Source organism: Modestobacter sp. VKM Ac-2984 (assembly GCF_026967985.1).
Lineage (GTDB): Bacteria > Actinomycetota > Actinomycetes > Mycobacteriales > Geodermatophilaceae > Modestobacter.
Map to the genome: position 1 here is coordinate 184,636 of NZ_JAPVBJ010000001.1, position 23,112 is coordinate 207,747.

Annotated in this window: 17 protein-coding genes; all 17 read right to left on the reverse strand. The window is 74.4% G+C overall.

Going from position 1 to position 23,112, the window contains the following annotated elements; translation table 11 throughout:
- Positions 1 to 85: 85 nt before the first annotated feature.
- Positions 86 to 973, reverse strand: coding sequence for an acyl-CoA thioesterase (locus tag O2W16_RS00950; RefSeq protein WP_269156922.1), 888 nt, complete (start codon positions 971 to 973; stop codon positions 86 to 88).
- Entirely contained in the window at positions 970 to 2,385 is a 1,416-nt protein-coding gene (gene pyk / locus O2W16_RS00955) for a pyruvate kinase (RefSeq protein WP_269156923.1), read from the reverse strand. Before pyk ends, O2W16_RS00950 begins: the two co-directional genes overlap by 4 nt.
- Before the next feature lie 129 nt (positions 2,386 to 2,514).
- Positions 2,515 to 3,999 carry a glutamate synthase subunit beta gene (locus O2W16_RS00960; protein WP_269156924.1) on the reverse strand — a complete coding sequence of 495 codons (1,485 nt, stop codon included), beginning with the start codon at positions 3,997 to 3,999 and terminating at the stop codon, positions 2,515 to 2,517.
- The gene (gene gltB / locus O2W16_RS00965; RefSeq protein ID WP_269156925.1) at positions 3,992 to 8,668 is read right to left on the reverse strand and encodes a glutamate synthase large subunit; all 4,677 of its coding nucleotides are present in this window, start codon (positions 8,666 to 8,668) and stop codon (positions 3,992 to 3,994) included. The genes O2W16_RS00960 and gltB overlap by 8 nt, the downstream gene beginning before the upstream one ends.
- 398 nt (positions 8,669 to 9,066) lie before the next feature.
- On the reverse strand, positions 9,067 to 10,158 hold the full coding sequence (gene lgt / locus O2W16_RS00970; protein WP_269156926.1) for a prolipoprotein diacylglyceryl transferase: 1,092 nt from the start codon (positions 10,156 to 10,158) through the stop codon (positions 9,067 to 9,069).
- Positions 10,155 to 10,958, reverse strand: coding sequence for a tryptophan synthase subunit alpha (gene trpA, locus O2W16_RS00975; RefSeq protein WP_269156927.1), 804 nt, complete (start codon positions 10,956 to 10,958; stop codon positions 10,155 to 10,157). The genes lgt and trpA overlap by 4 nt, the downstream gene beginning before the upstream one ends.
- Entirely contained in the window at positions 10,955 to 12,349 is a 1,395-nt protein-coding gene (gene trpB / locus O2W16_RS00980) for a tryptophan synthase subunit beta (protein WP_269156928.1), read from the reverse strand. Before trpB ends, trpA begins: the two co-directional genes overlap by 4 nt.
- 77 nt (positions 12,350 to 12,426) lie before the next feature.
- Complete coding sequence (gene trpC / locus O2W16_RS00985) at positions 12,427 to 13,236, reverse strand: indole-3-glycerol phosphate synthase TrpC (RefSeq protein ID WP_269156929.1); 810 nt, start codon at positions 13,234 to 13,236, stop codon at positions 12,427 to 12,429.
- 134 nt (positions 13,237 to 13,370) lie between these two features.
- On the reverse strand, positions 13,371 to 14,030 hold the full coding sequence (locus tag O2W16_RS00990) for a TIGR02234 family membrane protein (RefSeq protein WP_269156930.1): 660 nt from the start codon (positions 14,028 to 14,030) through the stop codon (positions 13,371 to 13,373).
- Positions 14,027 to 15,532: an anthranilate synthase component I gene (locus O2W16_RS00995; RefSeq protein WP_269156931.1), complete on the reverse strand. Its 1,506-nt coding sequence runs from the start codon at positions 15,530 to 15,532 to the stop codon at positions 14,027 to 14,029. Before O2W16_RS00995 ends, O2W16_RS00990 begins: the two co-directional genes overlap by 4 nt.
- Positions 15,529 to 15,903, reverse strand: a complete 375-nt coding sequence (gene hisI / locus O2W16_RS01000; protein ID WP_269156932.1) for a phosphoribosyl-AMP cyclohydrolase — start codon at positions 15,901 to 15,903, stop codon at positions 15,529 to 15,531. Before hisI ends, O2W16_RS00995 begins: the two co-directional genes overlap by 4 nt.
- 80 nt (positions 15,904 to 15,983) lie before the next feature.
- A complete protein-coding gene (locus O2W16_RS01005) occupies positions 15,984 to 16,721 on the reverse strand; it encodes a hypothetical protein (RefSeq protein ID WP_269156933.1) in 738 nt (245 codons plus the stop codon).
- The gene (locus tag O2W16_RS01010; RefSeq protein ID WP_269156934.1) at positions 16,718 to 18,373 is read right to left on the reverse strand and encodes an FAD-binding dehydrogenase; all 1,656 of its coding nucleotides are present in this window, start codon (positions 18,371 to 18,373) and stop codon (positions 16,718 to 16,720) included. Before O2W16_RS01010 ends, O2W16_RS01005 begins: the two co-directional genes overlap by 4 nt.
- A gap of 81 nt (positions 18,374 to 18,454) precedes the next feature.
- On the reverse strand, positions 18,455 to 18,868 hold the full coding sequence (locus O2W16_RS01015; RefSeq protein WP_269156935.1) for a hypothetical protein: 414 nt from the start codon (positions 18,866 to 18,868) through the stop codon (positions 18,455 to 18,457).
- Positions 18,869 to 18,929: 61 nt separating this feature from the next.
- A complete protein-coding gene (locus O2W16_RS01020) occupies positions 18,930 to 19,376 on the reverse strand; it encodes a hypothetical protein (RefSeq protein ID WP_269156936.1) in 447 nt (148 codons plus the stop codon).
- Positions 19,377 to 19,485: 109 nt separating this feature from the next.
- Positions 19,486 to 21,294: an ABC transporter ATP-binding protein gene (locus O2W16_RS01025; RefSeq protein WP_269156937.1), complete on the reverse strand. Its 1,809-nt coding sequence runs from the start codon at positions 21,292 to 21,294 to the stop codon at positions 19,486 to 19,488.
- Positions 21,291 to 23,096 carry an ABC transporter ATP-binding protein gene (locus O2W16_RS01030; protein ID WP_269156938.1) on the reverse strand — a complete coding sequence of 602 codons (1,806 nt, stop codon included), beginning with the start codon at positions 23,094 to 23,096 and terminating at the stop codon, positions 21,291 to 21,293. Before O2W16_RS01030 ends, O2W16_RS01025 begins: the two co-directional genes overlap by 4 nt.
- Between the last annotated feature and the right edge of the window lie 16 nt (positions 23,097 to 23,112).

The following is a 23,112-nucleotide window of genomic DNA, read 5'->3' on the forward strand; positions in this document are numbered from 1 at the left end:
CCCGGCGGCGGTCGTGCGCTCAGCGGGGTCGCCGGAGGCCGGTCACCCCGCTGAGCGCACGACCGCGCGCCTGGAGCCGCGGGCGTCAGCCGAGGGAGCGGATGAGGCCCTCCTGGGCCACGGTCGCCACGTGCGTGCCGTCGGCGGCCCAGATCTGACCGAAGCACAGCGCGCGCCCACTGGCGGCCGCGGGGCTGTCGGTCTCGTAGAGGAACCACTCGTCAGCGCGCACCGGCCGGTGGAACCAGACGGCGTGGTCGAGGCTGGCGCCCACGATCGACCCGCCCCAGCCGCCACCGTTGCGCGCCAGCCCGGCCGACAGCAGCGTCAGGTCGCTGACGAAGGTCAGCGCGGCTGCGTGCACGTGGTCGTCGTCGGGGAGCCGGCCGGCCACCCGGAACCACACCCGGAAGGCGGTGTCCGGGGGCAGCCGCGGCTGCGGGTCGAACGGGTCGGCCAGGTACCGCTGCTCCACCGCGCGCCCGATCGCCGCGGACGCCGCGCCCTGGTCGGGGTGCGCCGCGGTCACCTCGGCGAGCCCGGGCAGGCCGTCGGGCCCGGGCACCTCGGGCATCGGCAGGGAGTGCTCGACCACGGCGCGCTCCCCCGCGGTGAAGTCCGCGGTCAGCGCGAAGATCGCGACGTCCTCCCCCTTGCGGGTCTGCCGGGCCACCACCCGGCGGGTGCTGAACGAGCGACCTTCCCGGATGCGGTCGACCTCGTAGCGGATCTCCTCGTGCGGGTCCCCGGGGCGCAGGAAGTACGAGTGCAGCGAGTGCACCACCCGCCCCGGCCCGACCGTCGCGTTGGCGGCGGTCAGGGCCTGGGCGGCGACCTGACCGCCGAAGATCCGCTGCAACGGCGTGCTGGGGGTCTGGCCGACGTAGACGTCCGGGCCCCGTTCCTCCAGGTCCAGGACGATCATCAGCTCCGCAGCCGGGGTCTCCCCCGGCTGCGCGACCCCGGCCGTCACGCCTCGGTCCCCACCTCGTGCACCCGCACCAGGTTCGTGGAGCCGGCGGTGTTCGGCGGGCTGCCGGCGACGATGACGACCTTGTCGCCCTCCTTCAGCCGACCGATGGACAGCAGCGAGAAGTCGACCTGGCCGACCATGTCGTCGGTGTGGGTCACCTCGGGCACGAGGAAGGTCTCCACGCCCCAGGACAGCGCCAGCCGGCTGCGGACCGCCGGGTCGGTGGTGAAGGCGAGGATCGGCAGCCGGGTGTGCAGGGCGGCGAGCAGCTGGGCGGTCTTGCCGGTGAGCGTGAACGCGGCCAGCGCGGCGACGTCGAGGGCCTCACCGATGTCCTTGGCGGCCCGCACGATGGCCCCGGAGCGCTGACGCGGCGGCACCAGCAGCTCGGGCACCCGCACGGCGTCGGACTCGACCGCATCGATGATCCGCTCCATCGTCTTGACCGCGACGACGGGGTACTTGCCCACCGAGGTCTCCCCCGACAGCATCACCGCGTCCGCACCGTCCAGGACGGCGTTGGCGACGTCGGAGGCCTCGGCCCGGGTGGGCCGGGAGGCGCTGATCATCGACTCGAGCATCTGGGTGGCGACGATGACCGGCTTGTTCCGCTCCCGGGCCACCTGCACCGCACGCTTCTGCACCAGCGGGACCTGCTCCAGCGGCAGCTCGACGCCCAGGTCGCCGCGGGCCACCATGACGCCGTCGAACGCCTCGACGATCGCCTCGAGGTTCTCGACCGCCTCCGGCTTCTCCAGCTTGGCGATCACCGGCACCTCGACGTCCTCCTGGCGCATGATCTCGCGCACCAGCTCGACGTCCTTGGCGTGCCGCACGAACGACAGCGCGATGAAGTCGACGCCCAGGGAGAGCGCGAAGCGCAGGTCCTCGGCGTCCTTCTCCGACAGGGCCGGGACGCTGACGGCGACGCCGGGCAGGGACAGGCCCTTGTTGTTGGAGACGGGGCCGCCCTCGAGCACCAGGCACCACACGTCGGGGCCGTCGACCTCGACCACGGTGAGGGCGAGCTTGCCGTCGTCGATCAGCAGGCGGTCACCGACCCGCACGTCGTTGGCGAGGTCCTTGTAGGTGGTGGAGACCCGCTCGGCGGTGCCCGGGACGTCCTCCACGGTCACGCACACCCGGCTGCCGGCGGCCCAGACGACCGGGCCGTCGGCGAAGGTGCCGAGCCGGATCTTCGGGCCCTGCAGGTCGGCCAGGATGGCGACGGCGCGGCCCACCTTGTCGGAGGCCTCCCGCACGTGCCGGTAGGCCGTCTCGTGGTCGGCGTGCTTCCCGTGGCTGAAGTTGAGGCGGGCGACGTCCATCCCCGCCTCGACGAGGGCGGTGATCTGGTCCAGGGAACCGGTCGCCGGGCCCAGGGTGCAGACGATCTTCGCGCGACGAGACATGAGGCAAAACTAGTCGCCCCTCGGGCGGGCACGGCGGACCGGGTCCGTCGTGTCCCCCCGAGGGGCAGCAGTCGTCAGGGACGTCTCATCCCCGCGATGACCAGCGCCGACCAGCGGCCGACCAGCGGGTCAGCGCAGCGGGACGGCGTGCGGGGTGACCGGACGGGGCAGCATCGAGTTGCCGGTCAGCCAGGTGTCGACGGCGGCGGCCGCGGCGCGCCCCTCGGCGATGGCCCAGACGATCAGCGACTGGCCCCGGCCCATGTCCCCGGCCACGAACACCCCGGGGACGCTGGACATGTATTCGTCGTCGCGCGCCACCCGGCCCCGCTCGTCCACGCCGCAGCCCAGCTCCTCGACCAGACCGGTGGTCTCCGGCCCGGTGTAGCCCAGCGCCAGGAGGACCAGGTCGGCCGGCAGCTCCCGGGTGCTCCCGGGCTTGGGCCGGCGCCTGCCGTCGACGACCTCGATCTCGACGACCTCGATCGCCCGGACCCGGCCCTGCTCGTCGCCGAGGAAGGCCTCGGTGTTGACGGCGAACAGCCGCTCGCCGCCCTCCTCGTGCGCCGGGGAGACCCGCAGGACCATCTCGTAGGTCGGCCAGGGGTTGTCCTCGGGCCGGGTGCCCGACGGCGCCGGCTTGTAGTCCAGCTGGGCCACCGAGGCCGCGCCCTGGCGGTGCGCGGTGCCCAGGCAGTCCGCCCCGGTGTCGCCGCCGCCGATGATGACCACGTTCTTGCCCTTGGCCGACAACGGCGGGTCGTCGAGTTCGCCGAGCGCCTCGCGGTTGCCGTGCGGCAGGTACTCCATGGCGAAGTGCACGCCGTCCAGCTGCCGGCCCGGCAGCGGCAGGTCCCGGGCCACCGGGGTGCCGATCGCCAGCACGACGGCGTCGTGCTCGGCCCGCAGCTGCTCGGTGCTCAGGCTGCCCGCGCTGCCGCCGACGGTGACGTCGGTGACGAAGCGGGTGCCCTCGGCGCGCATCTGGTCCAGCCGCCGGTCCAGGTGGCGCTTCTCCATCTTGAACTCGGGGATGCCGTAGCGGATTAGCCCGCCGATCCGGTCGTCGCGCTCGTAGACGGTCACCTGGTGCCCGGCGCGGGTGAGCTGCTGGGCGGCGGCCAGGCCGGCCGGCCCGGACCCGATGACGGCGACCTTCTTGCCGGTCAGCTCCGCCGGCGGCTGCGGGGTGACCCAGCCGTTGACGAACGCCTGGTCGATGATCTCCCACTCGATCTGCTTGATCGTGACCGGCGCGTTCTCCAGGTTGAGCACGCAGGCCGACTCGCACGGCGCCGGACAGAGCTTCCCGGTGAACTCAGGGAAGTTGTTCGTCGCGTGCAGCCGCTCGATCGCCTCCTGCCAGTCGTCCCGGCGGGCGAGGTCGTTCCACTCCGGGATCAGGTTGCCCAGCGGGCAGCCGTGGTGGCAGAACGGGATGCCGCAGTCCATGCAGCGCGCCGCCTGATCGCGGACGGCCTGCACCGGGAAGACGGCGTCCTCACCCGTGTCGCGGGTCAGGTACACCTCCTTCCAGTCCAGCAGGCGCAGGTCGACCGGCCGCCGGGGCGGCAGCTCACGGTCGAACCTCAGGAACCCGGTGCTGTCAACCACGAGCTGCCTCCATCACGGCACGGTCCACGTCGTAGCCGGCGGCCTCGGCGGCCCGCCGGGCCTCCATGGCACGCCGGTAGTCACGCGGCATGATCACGCTGAATCGGCCCGCCCAGCGGCCCCAGTCGGCCAGCAGGCTGGTCGCGACCGCCGAGTCGGTCGCCGCGCAGTAGCGCTCGAGGACGTCACGCAGCCAGGCCGAGCCCTGCCCGTCCAGCGCCTCGACGTCCACCATCTCGGTGTTGACCCGGTGCCGGGCCAGGTCGAGCACGTACCCGATCCCCCCGGACATGCCGGCGGCGATGTTGCGCCCGGTCGGCCCGAGGATCACCGCGGTGCCGCCGGTCATGTACTCCAGCGCGTGGTCACCGACGCCCTCGACGACGGCCAGCGCCCCGGAGTTGCGGACGCAGAACCGCTCCCCCACCCGGCCGCGGAGGAAGACCTCGCCGGAGGTGGCGCCGTAGCCGATCACGTTGCCGGCGATGACGTTGTCCTCGGCGGGGAAGCTCGCCTCGGGTGCCGGGCGGACGATGATCCGGCCGCCGGACAGGCCCTTGCCGACGTAGTCGTTGGCGTCGCCGACCAGGGTCATGGTGATCCCGCGGGGCAGGAACGCCCCGAAGGACTGCCCTGCCGACCCGGTGAAGGTCAGGTCGATGGTGCCGTCGGGCAGACCCTCCCCACCGAAGCGGCGGGTGACCATCGAGCCCAGCATCGTGCCGACGGTGCGGTTGACGTTGCGGACGGGGAGCTCGAGGTGCACCGGGCGGGCGTCGAGCAGGGCGCCCTCGCACAGCTGGATCAGCGTCTGGTCCAGGGCGACGTCCAGCCCGTGGTCCTGGTCGCGGACCTTGTGCCGCGGCGTGCCCTCGGGCAGCTCGGGCACGGCCAGGATCGGCCGCAGGTCCAGCCCGGAGGCCTTCCAGTGGTCGATCGCCGGTGCGACGTCCAGCAGCTCGGCGTGACCGACGGCCTCGTCGATGGAGCGGAAGCCCAGCTCGGCGAGGTACCCGCGCACCTGCTCGGCCAGGAACTCGAAGTAGGTCACCACGAACTCGGGCTTGCCGGTGAACCGCTTGCGCAGCTCCGGGTTCTGGGTGGCGATGCCGACCGGGCAGGTGTCCAGGTGGCAGACGCGCATCATCACGCAGCCCTCGACCACCAGCGGCGCGGTGGCGAAGCCGAACTCCTCGGCGCCCAGCAGCGCGGCGACGATGACGTCCCGGCCGGTCTTCATCTGGCCGTCGACCTGCACCACGATCCGGTCGCGCAGGCCGTTGGCCAGCAGCGTCTGCTGGGTCTCGGCCAGGCCGATCTCCCACGGGATGCCGGCGTGCTTGAGCGAGGTCAGCGGCGCCGCACCGGTCCCGCCGTCGAAGCCGGAGACCAGGACGACGTCGGCCTTGGCCTTGCTGACCCCGGCCGCCACGGTGCCGATCCCGGACTCCGCGACCAGCTTGACGTGCACCCGCGCCTCGTTGTTCGCGTTCTTGAGGTCGTGGATCAGCTGCTTGAGGTCCTCGATCGAGTAGATGTCGTGGTGCGGCGGCGGGCTGATCAGGCCGACCCCGGGCGTGGAGTGCCGGGTGCGGGCCACCCACGGGTAGACCTTGCTCCCCGGCAGCTGACCGCCCTCACCGGGCTTCGCGCCCTGGGCCATCTTGATCTGGATGTCGTCGGCGTTGACCAGGTACTCGCTGGTGACGCCGAACCGGCCGCTGGCGACCTGCTTGATCGAGCTGCGCCGCAGGTCGCCGTTGGGGTCGGCGGTGAACCGGTCGGGGTCCTCGCCGCCCTCGCCGGTGTTGGACTTGCCGCCCAGCCGGTTCATCGCGATCGCCAGCGTCTCGTGCGCCTCGGCGGAGATGGAGCCGTAGCTCATCGCGCCGGTCTGGAACCGCTTGACGATCTCGCTGACCGACTCGACCTCCTCCAGCGGGACGGCGGGCCGGGCCCCGGTCCTGAGGGTGAACAGGCCGCGCAGCGTCGCCGCCTGGGCCGAGAGACCGTCGACGGTGTCGGTGTAGCGCTGGAAGACGTCGTACTGCCGGGACCGGGTGGCGTGCTGGAGCAGGAACACCGTCTCGGGGTTGAACAGGTGCACCTCGCCCTCGCGGCGCCACTGGTACTCCCCGCCGGTCTCCAGCCGCCGGTGCGCCGTCTCGGTCGGGTTGCTCGGGTAGGCGCGGCGGTGCCGCATCACGACCTCTTCGGCGAGCACGTCGAGCCCGACGCCGTCGAGGGTGGCCGCCGTCCCGGTGAAGTATTCGTCGACGACGGCCTTGGACAGCCCGACCGTCTCGAAGATCTGCGCCATCGTGTAGGAGCCGACGGTGCTGATGCCCATCTTGCTCATCACCTTCAGCACGCCCTTGCCCATGGCCTTGACCACGTTGCGGACGGCCTGGGCCGGCTGGACGCCGGTGAGCGTGCCGGTGCGGATGAGGTCCTCGACGCTCTCGAACGCCAGGTAGGGGTTCACCGCGGCCGCGCCGTACCCCAGCAGCAGGGCGACGTGGTGCACCTCGCGGCAGTCGCCGGACTCCACGACCAGGCCGACCTGCATCCGGGTGCGCTCGCGCACCAGATGGTGGTGGACAGCGGCGGTCATCAGCAGCGACGGGATGGGGGCGCGCTTCTCGTCGCAGTCCCGGTCGGACAGCACGATGACCCGGGCGCCGGCCGCGATCGCCTTGCTGACCTTGGTGCGCAGGTCCTGGACCGCCTGGGCCAGGGCCTCGCCACCGCCGGCGACGTCGAAGTGGCCGGTGATCCGCACGGCGGCGAAGCCGGGCAGGTCGCCGTCGTCGTCGATGTGCAAGATCTTGGCCAGCTCGTCGTTGTCGATGACCGGGTAGGGCAGGAACAGCTGCCGGCAGGAGGCCGGGGTGGCGTCGAGCAGGTTCTGCTCGGGGCCGAAGGTGCGCCCGAGGCTGGTGACCAGCTCCTCGCGGATGGCGTCCAGCGGCGGGTTGGTGACCTGGGCGAACAGCTGGGTGAAGTAGTCGTACAGCTGCCGCGAGCGGTCCGACAGCGACGCGATCGGCGTGTCGGTGCCCATCGAGCCGATCGACTCGGCGCCGCTGGCGGCCATCGGCTGCACCAGGATGCGCAGCTCCTCCTCGGTGTAGCCGAAGAGCAACTGGCGGCGGACGACGGACTCGTGGCTGGGCCGCGAGCGACGCCGCTCGGGCAGCTGGGGCAGGTGCACCTGGCCGGCGTGCAGCCAGTCGTCGTAGGGCTCGGCGCCGGCCAGGGAGCCCTTGACCTCCTCGTCGGAGACGATCCGCCCGGCGGCGGTGTCCACGAGGAACATCCGGCCCGGCTGGAGCCGGCCCTTGGCGACCACGTCGGCGGCCGGGATGTCGAGCACGCCGGCCTCGCTGGCCAGCACGACCAGGTCGTCCTTGGTGCGCCACCAGCGGCCCGGGCGCAGGCCGTTGCGGTCCAGCACGGCGCCGATCAGGCTGCCGTCGGTGAACGCCACGCAGGCCGGCCCGTCCCAGGGCTCCATGATCGAGGAGTGGAACCGGTAGAAGGCGCGGCGGGCCGCGTCCATCTCGTCGTGGTTCTCCCACGCCTCCGGGATCATCATCAGCACCGCGTGCGGCAGCGAACGGCCCGACAGGTGGAGCAGCTCGAGCACCTCGTCGAAGGTCGCCGAGTCGCTGAAGTCGCTGGCGGTGACCGGGAAGATCCGCTCCAGCCCGAGCTCGCTGGCCGGACCGGCCGGGCCGTCGAACAGCTCGGTCTCCAGCTTGGCCTCGCGGGCCCGCATCCGGTTCCGGTTGCCCTTGATGGTGTTGATCTCGCCGTTGTGGGCGATGAACCGGAACGGGTGGGCCAGCGGCCAGCTGGGGAAGGTGTTGGTGGAGAACCGGCTGTGCACCAGCGCGATCGCCGACTCGTACCGCTCGTCCTGCAGGTCGGGGAAGAACGCCGGCAGCTGGTCGGTGGTCAGCATGCCCTTGTAGGTGATCGTCCGGGAGGACAGCGAGGCGATGTAGCAGCTGGTGCCGGCGTCCCGGGCGGCCCGCTCGACCCGCTTGCGCAGCACGAAGGCGCGACGCTCCAGCCGGGTCACCCCGTGCGGGGCGGCGGTGCCGCCGAAGGCGCGGGAGTCGGCGCGGGCACCGATGGTCTCGGCGACGAACAGCTGGGCGAAGTGCGGCATGACCCGCCGGGCGGTGGGCCCGAGGTCGGCGCCGTCCGGGTCGACCGGCAGCTCACGCCAGCCCAGGACGGTCAGCCCCTCCTCGGCGGCGAGCCCGGCGACGGCGTCGACGACCGAGGCCCGCTCGGTCTCGTCGGCGGGCAGGAAGGCGATGCCGACCGCGTACTCGCCCAGCGGCGGCAGGTCGAACTCGACGCTCTCCCGCAGCAGCCCGTCCGGGACCTGGGTCAGGATCCCCGCCCCGTCACCGGAGTTGGGCTCGGAGCCCGCGGCGCCACGGTGGTCGAGGTTGTGCAGGGCGGTGAGACCGGCGGCGACGATCTTCCGGGAGCGACGGCCCCGGGCGTCGGCGACGAACGCGACGCCGCAGGCGTCGTGCTCGTTGGCCGGGTCGTAGAGCCCGGAGGCGGCCGGGAGCGCGGAGAAGGGCACGGCCGGCGCAGATGCGGCCGGGGAAGGCGATCCCGCGGAGGGGGCGGCGAGGTCAGACATGTCACTCCCGTCGTCGGCTGGCCGCGGCGCCGCTCGCCGCCCGGGATCCGGTCGGCGGGTGGCGCTGGTGCGGGGGGTCGCAGACCCCGCCGGGTGGTCAGAGCGGGTGGGTGGTGCACGCCAGGACCGGGGAGGGTCCGACGAGTGGGGCAGCGGAGGCCGGCGGACACGGTACGTCGAGCCGGCATCACGGACCCGCACACCCGCAGGGACGGGTGGCCGCGGGATGGTCGTGCACGGGGCAGCGCTGGCCCGGTCCGACGTCGCCGACCGGCCCAGGATCACTGGTCGGCCGGGTTCGAGCGTACACAGCGAGGACACCTGCGCGACATGTCGACCAGGTGTCGGGAACATCTCGTCCAGCTGCGCGGACGGCGCCCCGACGCGCCGTACCGGGGTCAGCCCTTCCCGGGTGAACCGCCCTCGTCGGTGCGCGCACCGGCCCGGTCCTCACCGGCGCGGTCGGTGACCGTCTCCCCCGCGACCGTGCCGCCTGCCGCCGGCCGCCCGGCGGCCGTCGCACCCGAGGTCGTGGCGCCCGGGGCCGTGCCGTTCGCGGTGGTGGCGGCCGTGGTGCCCGCCGTCGGCGACGAGACCTCGGCCGGGGCCTCCTCGCGGGCCTTGTCCGCCCCGCGGGTGATCACCTCGCGCGGCCGGCCGCGGTTGACGATCAGGTAGGCGACGGCCAGCAGGCCGACGACGACCGACGTGAAGACGTTCAGCCGCAGCCCGAGGAACTGCTCGGCGGTGTCGATGCGGAGCATCTCGATCCAGACCCGGCCGGCGCAGTAGGCGGCCACGTACAGCGCAAAGGCCCGCCCGTGGGAGAGCCGGTAGCGGCGGTCTGCCCAGATCACCAACGCGGCGACGCCGAGGTTCCACAGCAGCTCGTACAGGAAGGTGGGGTGGAAGGTGCCCAGCACCAGGGGCTCGCCGTCGGGGCCGGTGACCGCCTGACCGGCGGAGGCGTTCCAGCGGTAGATCGTCAGCGCCCACGGCAGGTCGGTGGCGCTGCCGTAGAGCTCGTTGTTGAACCAGTTGCCCAGTCGCCCCACGGCCTGGGCGAGCGCGATGCCCGGGGCGATGGCGTCGGCCCAGGCCGGCAGCGGGATGCCCCGCCGGCGGCAGCCGATCCACGCGCCGACGCCACCGAGCGCGATGGCGCCCCAGATCCCGAGGCCGCCCTCCCAGATGGCGAAGGCCCGGATCGGGTCGCCGCCCTCCCCGAAGTAGGGCTGCGGGGTGGTGATGACGTGGTAGATGCGGCCGCCGACGATGCCGAAGGGCACCGCCCAGACGGCGATGTCCAGGACGTCGCCGGGGGCGCCACCACGGGACACCCAGCGGCGCTCACCCAGCCAGCAGGCCAGCACGATGCCGGCGATGATGCACAGCGCGTAGGCGCGCAGCGGGAACGGCCCGATCTCCCAGACCCCCTGGGTGGGGCTGGGGATCGCGGCGAGGACGGCGGCGTCCGCGAGCACGGTCATGCCTGCACCTTCGCACGCCGGACGCCCTCGGCGAGCTCGACGGACAGTGAACGCACGCCGGCAGCGCCGTGACCGTCGAGCAGCCGCCGCACGTACGCCGAGCCGACGATCACGCCGTCGGCGAACCCGGCGACCTCGGCGGCCTGGTCGCCGGTGGAGACCCCCAGGCCGACGCAGACCGGCGGCTCGCCGGCGGCGGCGCGGGTGCGGGCGACCAGCCGTTCCGCGGCGTCCCCGACGGTGGCCCGGCTGCCGGTGACGCCCATCGTGGAGGCCGCGTAGACGAAACCGCGGCAGGCGGCGACGGTGGCGGCCAGCCGCGCGTCGGTGGACGACGGCGCGACCAGGAAGACCCGGTCCAGGCCGACCCGGTCGCTGGCGGCCAGCCACGGACCGGCCTCGTCGGGGATGAGGTCGGGGGTGATGGCGCCGGCGCCACCGGCCGCCGCCAGGTCGTCGGCGAACCGGTCGACCCCGTAGCGCTCGATCGGGTTCCAGTAGCTCATCACCACCGGCACCGCCCCGGCGTCGGCGACCGCCGTGACGGCGCGCAGCACCTCGGCCATGCCCACCCCGGCCCGGACGGCGACGTCCACGGCCTCCTGGATGACCGGCCCGTCCATCCCCGGGTCGGAGTACGGGACCCCGATCTCGACGACGTCGGCGCCGCCCTCCACCGCCGCGACCATGGCCGCGATCGACGTGTCGACGTCCGGGTAGCCGACCGGGAGGTAGGCGATGAGCGCTGCCCGGCCCTCGGCGCGGGCGGCGCCGATCACCTCGGCGAGGGCGCTGCTCATGCCTGCTCCCCCGCGTCCTGCCCGGCGACGGCCCGGTCGTTGCTGACCGCGCCCTCGGTGGTGTGCTGGTCGGTGTCCATCCCCGGCCCGGGCTCGGCGCCCCGGCCGGCCTCGACCGCCCGCTCGTCGGAGTCGGTCGGCGCCGTCCGGTCCGCCAGGTCGAACCAGGCGCTGGCGGTCTCGACGTCCTTGTCCCCGCGGCCGGAGAGGTTCACCAGCAGCAGCGCGTCCGGGCCGAGCTCCCGGCCGACGACCATCGCCCCGGCCAGTGCGTGCGCCGACTCGATCGCCGGGATGATCCCCTCGGTGCGGCACAGCAGCGCGAAGGCCTCCATCGCCTCGGCGTCGGTGACCGGCCGGTACTCGGCCCGCCCGATGTCGTGCAGGAAGGCGTGCTCGGGGCCGACGCCGGGGTAGTCCAGGCCGGCGGAGATGGAGTGCGACTCGACCGTCTGCCCGTTGTCGTCCTGCAGCAGGTAGGACCGTGCGCCGTGCAGCACCCCGGGGTCTCCCCCGGTGATGGTGGCCGCGTGCCGGCCGGTGTCCACGCCGTCCCCACCGGCCTCCAGGCCGACCAGCCGGACGGCCTCGTCGGGCACGAAGGCGGTGAAGATGCCGATGGCGTTGGACCCGCCGCCGACGCAGGCGAGGACGACGTCGGGCAGCCGCTGCTCGCGCTCGAGCAACTGGGCCCGCGCCTCGTCGCCGATGACCCGCTGGAAGTCCCGGACCATCATCGGGAACGGGTGCGGACCGGCGACGGTGCCGAAGACGTAGTTGGTGGTCTCGACGTTGGTCACCCAGTCGCGGAACGCCTCGTTGATCGCGTCCTTCAGCGTGCGCGACCCGGTGGTCACCGGGATCACCTCGGCACCCAGCAGCCGCATCCGGGCGACGTTGAGCGCCTGGCGGCGGGTGTCCTCCTCGCCCATGTAGACGGTGCACGACAGCCCCATCAAGGCCGCGGCGGTGGCGGTGGCGACCCCGTGCTGGCCGGCGCCGGTCTCGGCGATGACCCGGGTCTTGCCGATCCGCTTGGTGAGCAGCGCCTGGCCCAGCACGTTGTTGATCTTGTGCGAGCCGGTGTGGTTGAGGTCTTCGCGCTTGAGCAGCACCCGGGCGCCACCGCAGTGCTGGGCGAACTTCGGCACCTCGGTGATCGGACTGGGCCGGCCGGTGTAGTCGCGCTGCAGGGTGGCGTACTCGTCGAGGAACGCGGGGTCGACCCGCATCGCCTCGTAGGCCGCGGTCAGCTCGTCGAGCGCGGCGATCAGGGCCTCGGGGACGAACCGGCCACCGAAGACGCCGAAGTGCCCCGTGGCGTCCGGCCACTGCGCCGACGCCGTGGCGTCGGGGACGTCAGGGGCCGGTGCGGGCGCGGAGAGGGTCATGCCCCCCAGCGTAAGGACCTCCTTGCCCCCCACCGCTCGCAGGCTCGCGTCGGGCCCCTGCAAGGAGGCCGTACTGACTAGCGGGCGGTGCGCGGGGTGGCCGGGTGTGAACCGGCGGTGACCAGGTCGGCGACCGCCTGCCGCGGGTCGCCAGCGGTGACCAGGCCCTCGCCGACCAGCACCGCGTCAGCGCCCGCGCCGGCGTAGCTGATCAGGTCGTGCGGGCCGCGCACGCCGGACTCGGCGATCTTGACGACCTCGCTCGGCAGCCCCGGGGCGATCCGCTCGAAGGTGGAGCGGTCGACCGACAGGGTGGTCAGGTCGCGGGCGTTGACGCCGATCACCGAGGCGCCCGCGGCGAGCGCACGGTCGGCCTCGCCCTCGCTGTGCACCTCGACCAGGGCCGTCATGCCCAGGGACTCGATCCGCTCGAGCAGGCCGATCAGCACCGGCTGGTCCAGCGCCGCCACGATGAGCAGCACGAGGTCTGCGCCGTGCGCCCGGGCCTCGTGCACCTGGTAGCTGCTGACCACGAAGTCCTTGTTCAGCACGGGGACCTCGACGGCGGCGCGGACGGCGGCCAGGTCGGCGTGCGACCCGCCGAACCTCCGTCCCTCGGTGAGCACGCTGATCGCCCGGGCACCGCCGGCGGCGTACTGCGCGGCGAGCGCGGCCGGATCGGCGATCGCGGCGAGGTCGCCCTTGCTCGGGCTGCGCCGCTTGACCTCCGCGATCACGCCGACGCCCGGCGCGCGCAGCGCGGCCAGGGCGTCCAGGGCGGGCCGGGCGTCGCGGGCCGCGGCCTGCACCTCGGTCAGCGGGGTGGTGGCCTGACGGGCGGCGACGTCCTCCCGGACGCCGGCGACGATCTCGTCGAGGACGCTCATGACCCCTCCTCGGACCTCTCAGGATGTGGCACCGGACCGGCCCTCACCACTCGGACCGCGCGGATCACTCTAGAGACGGGTCGGGTCCGGTCCCGTCCCGGGGGGCCGGTGCACCGCGCCCGGGACGCCCCTGTTCAGACTGTCGGGTCGTCTCCCCGGTCCAGCGCCTTCCAGGCCGCCTGGTGCCGGTCCTCGTCGGTCTCCGGACGGGCGGGACGGGTCGGGCGGGCCGGCGCCGGCTCCGGCGCCGCCGGCTGACCGGTGCGCTCGTAGCGCCGCCCCATGCCCGGCCACTCCCCGCCGCGGAGCACCACCAGGGCCCCGGCCAGCACGCCGAGCACGCCGGCGACGAGGGCCACCGCGGGCCAGGTGGCCACGGGGTCCACGGTCACCTGCGCCTCCCCCAGCCCGATCCCCGACGTGACGACGGCATCGCCGAGGTCCAGCGAGCCGGTGACCGCCCGCAGGCCGGACCAGCCGAGCACGCCCCCGGACGCCGCGACGAGCAGGCCGACCACCACCCGGCCGGCGCCGCGGACGGCGATGACCGCGAGCGCGGCGGCGAGCAGCAGCAACCCACAGGCGGCGACCAGCGGGGCGGCCTGGCCGCCGGTCAGCACCTCCGCCGTCGGCGGGAGTGGCGGTTCGCGCACGACCGTGACGTCGGCCCACGGCTCCCCCGACGCCGACAGCGCCAGCCCCCCGGACAGCGCGCACAGCAGGACCGCGACGGTGAGCTCCCGCCGGCCCCGGGCGGTGGCCGGGGCCGGCGCCGAGGGCGCGGGGTGGCTCACGACAGCTCCCGCAGCCCCTCCGCGGTGGCGATCGCCGACAGCACCGCGCGGGCCTTGTGCCGGGTCTCGGCCTCCTCGGTGGCCGGGTCGCTGTCGGCCACGACGCCGGCGCCCGCCTGCACGTACGCCCGCCCGTCGTGCAGCACCGCGGTGCGGATGGCGATCGCCATGTCCATGTCACCGCTGGCGTCGACGTAGCCGACCGTGCCGGCGTAGAGCGCGCGGCGGGTCGGCTCCAGGGACTCGATGACCTCCATCGCCCGCGGCTTGGGCGCACCGGAGACGGTGCCGGCCGGGAAGGTCGCGTCGAACACGTCCAGGGCGTCCCGGTCGGCGGTCACCTGGCCGGCGACGGTGGAGACCAGGTGCATGACGTGGCTGTACCGCTCCACCCGCATGAAGTCGGCGACCTCGACGGTGCCCGGCTCGCACACCCGGCCCAGGTCGTTGCGGGCCAGGTCGACGAGCATGACGTGCTCGGCCCGCTCCTTGGGGTCGGCCAGCAGCTCCTCGGTGAGCCGGACGTCGTCCTCCGGGGTCGCGCCGCGGGGACGGGTGCCGGCCGGGGGGTGCACCACGGCCCTGCTCCCGGTGACGGTGACCAGCGCCTCAGGAGAGGAGCCGACCACGTCGAACGGCGACTGCCGGCCGGCGAAGCGCAGCAGGTACATGTACGGCGAGGGGTTGGTGGCCCGCAGCACCCGGTAGAGGTCCAGGGCGTCGACGGCGGTGGCCAGCTCGAACCGCTGGGCCAGCACGGTCTGGAAGACGTCGCCGGCGCGGACGTGCTCGCGCACCCGCTCGACCCCGGCCTCGTACTCCCCCGGCCCCATGTTGCTGGTCACCGGCGGCGCGTCGGCGGTCTCGACCATCGCCACGCCCGGGGGTGACGCCTCGGCCAGGTCGGCGGCCATCGCGTCGAGCCGGGCGACGGCGTCGTCGTAGCCGCCCGGCGCGCCGCCCAGCACGTTGGCGATGAGCAGCACGGTGCCGTCGGTGTGGTCCAGCACCGCCAGGTCGGTGACGAGCATCAGTGCGAGCTCGGGCATGCCCAGGTCGTCGACGGCGGTCTGCGGCAGCCGCTCGAGCCGCCGGACGACGTCGTAGCCCAGGTAGCCGACCAGCCCCCCGGTCAGCGGCGGCAGGCCGGGGGTGCGCGGTGAGCGGAGCCGGCGGGCCAGGGTGCGGACGGCGGCCAGCGGGTCGCCCGGCAGGTCGTCGGTGAGCCCGGGCAGCGGGTCCCCGAGCCAGGCCGTCGTCCCGTCGGCCTCGGTCAGCACCCCGGCGCTGCGCACGCCGACGAAGCTGTACCGGGACCACTGCTTGCCCTGCTCGGCGGACTCCAGGAGCACGGTGCCCGGACGGTTGCCGGCCAGCTTGCGGTAGATGCCCACCGCGGTCTCGCTGTCGGCCAGCAGCCGGCGGGTGACCGGGACGACGGGGGCGTCCAGGTGGGCGAACTCGGCGCGGGTCGGGCTGGTGCGGCCCAGCTGCAGGCTCATGCCGGCGCCCCGGGCGTGGCCGGCAGCGGGCGGTGGAAGCAGCTGCGCTCGCCGGTGTGGCAGGCCGGGCCCTCCTGGTCGACCAGCAGCAGCAGGGCGTCGCCGTCGCAGTCCAGCCGCACGTCGCGCACCCACTGCCGGTGGCCGGAGGTCTCCCCCTTGACCCAGTACTCGCCCCGGCTCCGGGACCAGTAGGTGGCCCGTCCGGTGGTGAGCGTGCGGTGCAGCGCCTCGTCGTCCATCCAGGCGACCATCAGCACCTCGCCGGTGTCGTGCTGCTGCACGACGGCGGCGACGAGGCCGGCGGGGTCGCGGCTGAGCAGCGCGGCGACGGCGGGGTCCAGGGCGGTGTCGGGGGCAGGGGCGGACATGCAGGGATCGTCCCACCCGCTGCGTCGCGGCCGGTCAGGCCCTGGCGAACCGGCCGGTCAGGCCCTGGGGAACCGGCCGGTCAGGCCGTGGGCCAGCGCACCCCTGCCGACGTCTGCTCGGGGCCCGGGGCCGGTTCCGGCGGGTCGGCCCGCCGGCCCCACGCCCGGGCGTCGGGCAGGAAGGTGAGACCGATCGCCGTCCCCGCGAGAGCGAGGTAGAGCAGCGGCACGAAGCCGAGGACGTCGCCGACGGTCCGCGAGGAGAGGTCGTCGAGCACGACGACCCAGTGCAGGCAGAGAACGACCTGGAGGGCACCGGCACCCAGCAACCACCGCCGGTCGCCGTTCAGCTGCCGCAGCCCGCCGACGACGAGCAGGGCCACCAGGGCCAGCTGGGCCAGCGCCGTCCAGGTGCCGACGCCGGCCGAGGGCCCGCGCGCGAGGCTGAGCAGTGCGCTGAAGGCCAGGCCGTAGATCGTGCCGAGGACCACCAGCACCGCGGAGACGAACGCCAGCACCGCGGCGGCGACCACCGACCCCGGCCGGGCCGGGCGCCGCGGCCCGCCCCAGGCCCCCGGCGGACCCCATGCCGGCGGACCCCAGCCCGGTGCACCCCAGCCCTGTGGCGGTGGCCAGCCCTGCGGGGCCGCCCACCCCTGCGGCGGTCCCCACCCCGGCGGGAGGCCCGCCTGGGACGCGGATCCCTGCCCCTGCTGAGGCGGCGGAGCTCCGTAGGACGGCGGGCCGGCGTAGGGCACGGCGTCCCAGTCGGGCACGGCGTCCCAGTCGGGAGCGGCGTCCCAGTCGGGTGTGGTCACAGCGCCGCCGCCAGCGCCCGCCCGGCCACCCGGCCGGAGAACAGGCAGCCGCCGAGGAAGGTGCCCTCCAGCGAGCGGTAGCCGTGCATGCCCCCGCCCCCGAAGCCGGCGACCTCCCCGGCCGCGTACAGGCCCGGGAACGGCTCACCCCCGGCACGCAGCACCCGGCCCGACAGGTCGGTCTCCAGCCCGCCCAGGGACTTGCGGGTGAGCACGTTGAGCCGGACGGCGATCAGCGGCCCCGCGTCGGGGTCCAGCAGCCGGTGCGGGGCGGCCACCCGGATCAGCTTGTCGCCGAGGAACGTGCGGGCCTGGCGCATCGCGGTCACCTGGAGGTCCTTGGTGAAGGTGTTGGCGATCTCCCGGTCGCGGGCGACGACCTCCCGCTCCACGGTGGCCAGGTCGACGTGCGGGGAGTCGCCGGTGACCCGGTTCATCCCGGCCACCAGCTCGGGCAGGGTGCGCTCGACGACGAAGTCCTCGCCCCTGTCCAGGAACGCCTGCACCGGCGCCGCCGCACCCGCGCGCACCCGGGTGAGCAGCAGCTTGAGGTCCTTGCCCGTCAGGTCGGGATTCTGCTCGGACCCGGAGAGGGTGAACTCCTTCTCCACGATCTTCTGGGTCAGCAGGAACCAGGTGTGCTCGTACCCGGTCGTGCCGATGTGCGCGAGCGTGCCGAGGGTGTCGAACCCGGGGAACAGCGGCACCGGCAGCCGGGACCCGGTCGCGTCCAGCCAGAGCGAGGAGGGGCCCGGGAGGATCCGGATGCCGTGGTGGGCCCAGATCGGTGAGTGGTTCGCGATGCCCTCGGTGTAGTGCCACATCCGGTCGGGGTTGACCACCCGGCCACCGGCGCCCTGGGCGATCTCCAGCATCCGGCCGTCGACGTGCGCCGGGACGCCGGAGAGCAGCCGCTTCGGCACCGGGCCCAGCCGCGCCGGCCAGTTCTTGCGCACCAGCTCGTGGTTGCCGCCGATGCCGCCGGAGGTGACGACGACCGCCTGCGCCGCGTACTCGAACTCGCCGACCTCGGTGCGGGAGCTGGCGACGCCGCGCGCGACGTCGCTGGGCTCCAGGACCGCACCGCGCACCCCGGTGACCGCGCCGCCGGTGACCACCAGGCCGTCGACCCGGTGCCGGTGGCGCACCTCGACCAGCCCGCGGGCAGCGGCGTCGGCGACCCGGCGCAGGAACGGGGCGAGCACGCCCGGCCCGGTGCCCCAGGTGATGTGGAACCGGGGGACGGAGTTGCCGTGCCCGGTGGCGGTGTACCCGCCGCGCTCGGCCCAGCCCACGACCGGGAAGAACCGGACGCCCTGCTCGCGCAGCCAGGCGCGCTTCTCCCCCGCCGCGAACTGCAGGTAGGCCTCGGCCCACTGGCGGGGCCAGTGGTCCTCCTCGCGGTCGAAGCCGGCGGTGCCCAGCCAGTCCTGCCGAGCCAGCTCCAGGGAGTCCTTGACCCGCAGCCGGCGCTGCTCGGGGCTGTCGACGAGGAACAGGCCGCCGAAGGACCAGTGCGCCTGCCCGCCGAGGGAGGCGACCGGTTCCTGGTCCAGGAGCAGCACCCGCTTCCCGGCGTCGGCCAGCTCGGCGGTGGCGACCAACCCGGCCAGCCCCGCCCCCACCACGATCACGTCAGCGTCGTTGCCCACCCCGGGGACGCTAGCTGGCCCGGGGCGCCGGTCGGGCGGTCCGGCGCGTGCGAGTCGCCCGGGCGGGTCGGTGGGCGCGGCTCAGCCGGACGGCGGCGGGGCGGCAGGGTCGGTCCAGCGCCGTGCCCCGGACGACGAGCCGAGGAGCGCGGCCGCCGCGGGCCCGACCGCCAGCAGGACGAGCACCCCGGCCGCGCCGTCCGCCGGTGCCCGCATCGACTCCACCAGCGCGGCGAGGGCACAGCCGACGACGGAGGCGACCGAGGCGCCCACCAGCAGCCGCCGCCCTCGCCGCGCGCGCAGCCGCGCCGCACCGGTGAACTGCCCGATCGCCAGGACCAGGAGCAGCAGCGCCCACCAGTGACCGCCCTCGGCGACGGCGTCGTCGTAGCTGACGGCCAGCACCGCGAGGAACACCAGTGGCACGCCGCTGAGGTGGCTGACCGAGATGGCGAGCTGGGCCGACCAGGGCGGGGACTCCGCGGGTGTGCGCACACCGGGACGCCAGGGAGAACGGCGCGCCGGTGCGGCCGGTCAGCCGAGGGCTGTGGACGACTCAGCCGAGGGCTGTGGACGACTCAGCCGAGGGCTGTGGACGACCGGCCCCCCGGCGCGCGGTGACCCAGCGGCGCACGCCGGGGAGCGCGGCCAGCCCCGCGGTGCCGGCGGGCAGCAGCCACAGCAGGACGACGAACCCGGCGGTGTCCGTGCCGAGCCCGGCGGCGATGGTCCCCCAGACGACCAGGCCGAACAGCACCGCAGCGGGCAGCACCAGTGCCAGCCAGGAACGGCCGGTCAGCAGCAGCAGGGCACCGGCCAGCAGCCAGGCCGCCAGCACCGCCGGGACGGCGATCACCAGCCAGTTGCCGTCGGCGAAGTGACCGTTGGAGAAGGCCAGGGCGACGAAACCGAACAACGCCGTGCCCAGGGCGGTGAGCACCGCCAGCGGCAGGGCGACCAGGGCGGGCAGCGGCGGACGGCGGCGGGTCGGAGCGGGGTGCACGGCCGCACGCTAGGGGTTCGGGCGTCGTCGGTGTCCGCGCACCGGCCGGACGGGCGAGGTCGGCGTCCCACCCGCCCCACCGGCACCCGGCGCCGGGTCAGGCGGCGGGTCAGGCGGCGGGTTCGGACTGCCGACCGGAGCTGCGGCGCCAGGAGGCGTGCAGCCGCGCGTAGGGCCCGTCGGCCTCCACGAGCTGGGCGTGGGTGCCGCGCTGGACCACCCGGCCGGCGTCGACGACCAGGACCTCGTCGGCCCGCTCCGCGGTGGACAGCCGGTGCGCGATGGTCAGCGTGGTGCGCCCGTCGGTGAGCGCGTCCAGCGCCCGGGTCAGCCGCATCTCGGTGGCCGGGTCGACGGCGCTGGTCGCCTCGTCCAGCACCAGCAGGTCGGGGTCGGCCACGTAGGCGCGGGCCACCGCGACCAGCTGCCGCTCCCCCGCCGACAGCGACTCCCCGCGCTGGCCCACCGGCGTGCTGACGCCGTCGGGCAGCCCGTCCAGCCAGTCCCGCAGGCCGAGCTCGTCGAAGGCGGCGACGATCTGCGCGTCGGTCAGGTCCGGCCGGCCGTAGCGGACGTTGTCGGCCACCGAGGCGTCGAACAGGAACCCGTCCTGGGGCACCATCACCACGCGTTCGCGCAACGACGCGAAGGCCACCTCGTCCAGCGGCACGCCGCCGACCAGCACCCGGCCGCCGGTGGGGTCCATCAGCCGGGTGACGAGCTTGGCGAACGTCGTCTTGCCGGACCCGGTCTCCCCGACGATCGCGATGCGGGTCCGGGCGGCGATGGTCAGGTCGACGCCGTCCAGGGCCTTGGCGGCCCCCGCGCCGTAGGCGAAGGAGACGGCGTCGAAGCGCACGTCCAGCGGCCCGTCCGGCAGCGGCCGGCCGTCGGTGGGGTCCTGGACGTCGGGCTCGGTGTCCAGCACGTCGAGCACCCGGCGGAACCCGGCGACGGCGTTCTGTGCCTCGTTGAGCACCTCGCTGGCGGTCTGCACCGGCGCGACGAACAGCGTGACCAGGAAGAGGAAGGCGACCAGGGTGCCGGCGCTGATGTCCCCGGCGATGCCGAGCAGCACGCCGACCACGACGACCGCCGCGTTGGCGACGGCGGCGATGAACTCCCCGCTGACGTAGACCCCGGCGGTCACCTTCTGCGCGTGCACGGAGGCGCGGTAGTGCCGGTCGATGGCGCCGTCGATGCGGGCCGCCGTCCGGGTGCGCACGCCGTAGGCCCGGACCGTCGGCGCACCGATGACCGACTCCCCCACGGCGGCCAGCACGTCGCCCACCCGTTCCCGCACGACCCCGTAGACCTCGGCGAGGCGGCGGGCGAAGAACTTGATCGCCACCGCCAGTGGGATGAAGCAGACCAGCACCAGCAGGGTCAGCTGCCAGGAGTAGACCGCCATGACGGCGGTGGCCACCACGAGCTGGCCGAGGCTGACCAGCCCGAGCACCCCGCCCCACTGCATGAACACCGACAGCTGGTCGACGTCGCTGGTCACCCGGGAGACCAGTGACCCCCGCCGCTGGCCCTGCTGGTGCAGCACCGACAGGTCGTGCACGTGCCGGAACGCCCGGACCCGGAGCCCGGCCAGCGCCGTCTCGGTGGTGCGGAACAGCCGGACGTTCATCCGGTAGACGGCGAAGCTGGTGATCAGCACGACGACCGCGCAGATCGCGACCAGGTCGCGGACCAGGTCGATGTCCGGGCCGCCCGGTGCGCCGAGCCCCCGGTCCAGGGTCTGCTGCACCGCGATCGGGACGACCACCCGGCCGGCGGTCGCGATCAGGGCCAGGGCGAAGGTGGCGGGCAGCCCCTGGCGGAACTCCGGCATCATCCGCAGGCCGCGGCGCAGGGTCGCGGTGGCGCTCTCCGACCGGCGGTCGGTGGCCAGCACCGGCTGGTCGCTCACGCCGACACCCCCGCGGGCTCGCGTTCGGCCGGGCCGGGCTCGGGCGGCTGGTAGGCGTGCACCAGGCGGGCGTAGCCGGGCACCCGGGCGAGCAGCTCGGTGTGCGTGCCGCGGGCGACCAGCCGGCCGGCCTCCAGCCACAGCACCTCGTCGGCCAGCGAGATGGTGGCCTGCCGGTAGGCGACCACGACGACGGTGGCCGGCCGGTCGGCGGCGCGCAGCGCGTCCAGGATCCGGGCCTCCACCGACGGGTCGACGGCACTGGTCGCGTCGTCCAGGACCAACAGCCGGGGACGGCGGACGATGGCCCGGGCCAGCGCCAGCCGCTGCCGCTGACCGCCGGAGAGGCTGGCGCCGCGCTCGCCGACCCGGGTGTCCAGGCCGTCGGGGAGCCGGCCGACGAAGTCGTCGGCGGCGGCGATGCGCAGCGCCTCGTGGACCTCCTCGTCGGTGTACGGCCCGCCCAGGGTGACGTTGTCGCGGACGGTGTCGTCGAACAGGAAGGTCGTCTGGGCGACGAAGGCCACCTGGTCGCTGACCTGGCCCTCGCGGAGGGTGCGCAGGTCGACCCCGTCGAGGAGCACCGCCCCGGAGTCCGGGTCGGTCAGCCGCACCAGCAGCCCGGCGAGGGTGGACTTGCCGGCGCCGGTCGGGCCGACGACGGCGAGCGTGCGCCCGGCGGCGACGTCGAAGGTGACGCCGTCCAGGGTCGGGCGGGCGGCACCGCCGTAGCGGAAGGAGACGTCCTGCAGGTCGAGCACGGCGCCCTGGTCGCCGGCGGGCGCCGCGTCGGGGCCGTGCGGGATCTCCCCGGTGGCCTCCAGCACGGGGGTCACCCGGTCGAACCCGGCCATCGCCCGCGGCAGGTCGGCCAGCACCCAGCCGATGGCCCGGATCGGCAGCGCCAGGAGGGTGAACAGGTAGGCGATGGAGACCAGGTCGCCGGCGTCGGCGGCACCGGCGGCGACCCGCTGGGCCCCGATCAGCAGCACCGCCAGGGTGCCCAGGTTCGGCAGCGCCTCCATCAGCGGGTCGAACAGGCCCCGGACCCGGCCGACCGAGATCAGCCCGTCGCGCAGCTCGTCGGCCTTCACCGCGAACCGGCTGGTCTCGGTGGTCTCCCGGCCCAGCGTCTTGACGACGAGTGCGGCGTCGAAGCTCTCGTGGGCGATCTCGCTGACCTCGGCGCGCAGCTGCTGGGCACGCGCCATCCGGGGCGACATGACCTGGCTGTAGACGGCGTTCATCACGAACACCAGGGGGAAGACGACCAGCCCGACCACGGCGAGCAGCGGGTCGGTGAGCACCAGCGCGACGCTGGTGATGGCCACCATCACCAGCGCGCCGCACGCGAAGGGCAGCGGCTGGACGAAGAACCAGGCCGACTCGACGTCGGAGTTGGCGTTGGACAGCAGCTGCCCGGTGGGGTGCCGCTGGTGCCAGGACAGCGGCAGCCGGAGGTACTGGGCGGTGACCCGGCGGCGGTAGTCGGCCTGCAGCCGGTAGGCCATCATCCCGGCGAACAGCCGCCGGCCGATGATCCCGACGATCTTCAGGACGGCGACGACGAGGATCGCCAAGGCGGCCAGCGTCAGCGCGGCCGTGGTGGTGGCCCCCTCCTCGAAGGCCGGCATCAGCACCCGGGTGGTGATCCCACCGATGACGTAGGCGCTGGCGACCGTCATCCCGCCGTAGAGGCTGCTGCCCAGGAAGGCCAGCGCGAAGATGCCCGGTTGCTCGCGCACGGCGCGGCGCACGTGACGGAGCCCGCGCCGGACGACGGCGTCTCTGCGGCGCGGCACAGGGGTCCTCCAGGGA

What these genes read in the sequence shown, in the direction of transcription:
- pyk (WP_269156923.1), bottom strand. Translation starts at nt 2,385, where the DNA reads ATGTCTCGTCGCGCGAAGATCGTCTGCACCCTGGGCCCGGCGACCGGT.
- gltB (WP_269156925.1), bottom strand. Translation starts at nt 8,668, where the DNA reads ATGTCTGACCTCGCCGCCCCCTCCGCGGGATCGCCTTCCCCGGCCGCA.
- lgt (WP_269156926.1), bottom strand. Translation starts at nt 10,158, where the DNA reads ATGACCGTGCTCGCGGACGCCGCCGTCCTCGCCGCGATCCCCAGCCCC.
- trpA (WP_269156927.1), bottom strand. Translation starts at nt 10,958, where the DNA reads ATGAGCAGCGCCCTCGCCGAGGTGATCGGCGCCGCCCGCGCCGAGGGC.
- trpB (WP_269156928.1), bottom strand. Translation starts at nt 12,349, where the DNA reads ATGACCCTCTCCGCGCCCGCACCGGCCCCTGACGTCCCCGACGCCACG.
- trpC (WP_269156929.1), bottom strand. Translation starts at nt 13,236, where the DNA reads ATGAGCGTCCTCGACGAGATCGTCGCCGGCGTCCGGGAGGACGTCGCC.
- O2W16_RS00995 (WP_269156931.1), bottom strand. Translation starts at nt 15,532, where the DNA reads ATGAGCCTGCAGCTGGGCCGCACCAGCCCGACCCGCGCCGAGTTCGCC.
- hisI (WP_269156932.1), bottom strand. Translation starts at nt 15,903, where the DNA reads ATGTCCGCCCCTGCCCCCGACACCGCCCTGGACCCCGCCGTCGCCGCG.